Genomic DNA, 2,523 nt, shown 5'->3' with positions numbered 1-2,523 from the left:
TCCACCTGAGCAACGCGATCGCATAGCGATGACCATCCAGATCGTCCAAGCCGCCATTGAAGCGGTTGCTCAGGCCCAACTGGCTTCCGAGAAGGCGAAGCGACTTGTTGAAGAGGCCAAGGAAGCAGCTCAACGTATCAGTAAGCCGGACTGAACCCTGCACACAAAGTTGCACGGTGCGATCCCTTTCCTAGGCAAATGCCCAACCGCATTTGCTGTAAACCGCATCGATACCCGACATTGACGCTGCAATGCAGCATCATTCGCTTTGACTGGTCTGCCCCAACGGATCAGGCGCACCTAACCCGCTCGCCATCATCGCAGTGACGGGCGGTATTTTTGCTCGCCCTCATGAGCAAAGAAAAGACCCGCTTTTGGGGGGCAGGAGCCGGTCTAAGTTTAACCGATTGAAAAACAGTAGAAGTTGCGATCGAAATCTACCGCGAAACCTCTCTGTAGTCGCTGATGTCAACGGTATACCCAGCCTGAACAGGCCTTGGCTTCTTCGAACGACAAACCGATCATCTCCAGCCGGTCGTCGCCCTTGACGAAATGCAGGATCTCGCCCTCGCTGATCACGCTGCTGCTGTCACCGACGGTCCGGAGATGGATCTGAATACGCATGTCCATCCCAAAGGCTCCTACTGTCAAAGCGCCTACCTATCTGCCGACACTGCCGCGAACTACCCCGGACCTCTCAAACTTTGCCATGGTCCCGTTAGCGATCGCACTCACGTAAACGATTTGGGTAAGTATTTTTTGCAATCTTATACCTCCAAATTGGAGTTAGAGGATTCTGAGGATGGCATACACCCCACTGAGCATTTCCACCTTGGCAGCAGCCGTCGTTCCCTACGAGAATGCCAGGCCCACAGCTTTCAAGTGGGTTTCCACGTCCGGCAGTGACGCCAACAACGGCTCGTCCGCCTCTCCCTATAAGACCATCCAGGCTGCCGTGAAGGCCGCCGCGCCCGGCACTGCTATCATGGTCAAAGCCGGGACTTACACTGAAAACGTCAAGATCACCAAGAGCGGTGCGGCCGACAAACCGATCTGGCTGGTCTCGGCTGACGGCGAAGGCTCTGCCACGATCAAGGCGGCGAATGCGGGCCTGCCGGTGGTCTACGGCTATGGCATGGACAACGTGGTGGTCAAAGGCTTCCAGTTGTCGGGTGGCACCGAGGGTATCAAATTCACCCAGGGTGGCACCAACCTGGCCAATATGGCGACCAACATCGTCATCGAGGAAAACCACCTCTACGGCCAGAAGATCGACGGTATCAAGACGGCCCAGACGGTGGGTATCGCGATTACCGGCAACACGGTCCATAACATCGCCACCCAGGAGGGGATTGACAACGTCTACATGCGCAACGGTGTGATCGCCAACAACGAGGTCTACGATGTTCGCGGCCTGTCCGGCATCGTGGTCAAGGCTGGTTCGTCCAACATCAAAATCTTGAACAACAATGTCCATAAAGTGCCTGACGGCATCCTGATCGGCGGGCACAGTGACAAGCCCGGCTCGATCTTTCCGACAGGTCTCAATTATCAGGCCAAGGGCGTCACCGTTCAGGACAACAAGGTGTCGGCATCCAAGCAGGCCATCAATGCCTATGGTGCGGTCGACAGCGTCGTCAAAGAAAACTCCCTGACCAGCACCGGCACACTGTGGAATGTGCGGGTCGGCACCGACAACCTCGGCTACACCTCCAGGAATGTTCAGATCGTCAACAACGATATTTCGAAAGGCGCCTGGTTGAGTGCTGCATCCGGATCGGTCAGCGCCAACAGCGGCAACACCACGACGACGGCGCTGGACTTGTCCCAGCTCGGCCCCAATACGCTAAAGATGTATTTGGCAGGTGGCGCGGTCGCCGGTGCATCCGGTTCGGCAACACCCACCACGATCAAGACCGATAGTGTAACGCACGATTGGAAAGACAGCGGCTCTGTCGTCAAGACGATCAAGGGCACCTCGGCAGGGGACACCCTTATCGGCACCCTCGGCAATGACCAGATCGACGGCGGCGCTGGCCTTGATGTCATGACCGGCGGGACCGGGGATGATCGCTATGTGGTCGGGTCGCGCCATGATGTCGTGAAAGAACTGGCACCTGGCGGCCGCGATACCGTACTGCTATGGGACTCGTCGTACACGCTGGCGGCTCATGTGGAAAACCTGATCATCTACACAAGCACCGGTGCCAGGGTGATCGACAATGCCATGGACAACGTACTCACGGGCGGTGCTGGGGCTGACACCTTCGTCAACAGCGGTGGGCACGACCTGATTCGCGGCTTCAAGGTAGGCACCGACCACCTTGACCTTGATGCCGTCGGTGTCACAGTCGCCAGGACTGCTTTTGACGATATGGTGATCCAGCACGGTACAGCATCGGTGACACTGGTGGGCGTGGATTACCACACGGCCCTTGCCAGCGTGCTATTTTAGAAGCTGTTTGTAGAGGTCAGGCTGTCATCGAGATCACCATCATATCCGTCCCTTCCCGGCGCTTGACG

General features: G+C 57.1%; 2 protein-coding genes. One reads left to right on the top strand and one right to left on the bottom strand.

The window, feature by feature from the left end:
* Positions 1–468 precede the first annotated feature (468 nt).
* Positions 469–630: a hypothetical protein gene (locus AC5JJ6_RS02475; RefSeq protein ID WP_496040524.1), complete on the bottom strand. Its 162-nt coding sequence runs from the start codon at positions 628–630 to the stop codon at positions 469–471.
* A gap of 172 nt (positions 631–802) precedes the next feature.
* Here AC5JJ6_RS02475 and AC5JJ6_RS02470 point away from each other — a divergent pair, with 172 nt between their 5' ends.
* Positions 803–2,455, top strand: coding sequence for a right-handed parallel beta-helix repeat-containing protein (locus tag AC5JJ6_RS02470; protein ID WP_496040523.1), 1,653 nt, complete (start codon positions 803–805; stop codon positions 2,453–2,455).
* The last annotated feature ends 68 nt before the right edge of the window (positions 2,456–2,523 follow it).

The organism is Skermanella sp. (assembly GCF_059503625.1).
Note: the sequence above shows the minus strand (reverse complement) of the source record. Positions and strands in the feature narration are given on the sequence as shown.

Excerpts from the sequence above, each read along its gene's own strand:
- AC5JJ6_RS02470 (WP_496040523.1), top strand. The coding sequence starts at position 803 with ATGGCATACACCCCACTGAGCATTTCCACCTTGGCAGCAGCCGTCGTT.
- AC5JJ6_RS02475 (WP_496040524.1), bottom strand. The coding sequence starts at position 630 with ATGGACATGCGTATTCAGATCCATCTCCGGACCGTCGGTGACAGCAGC.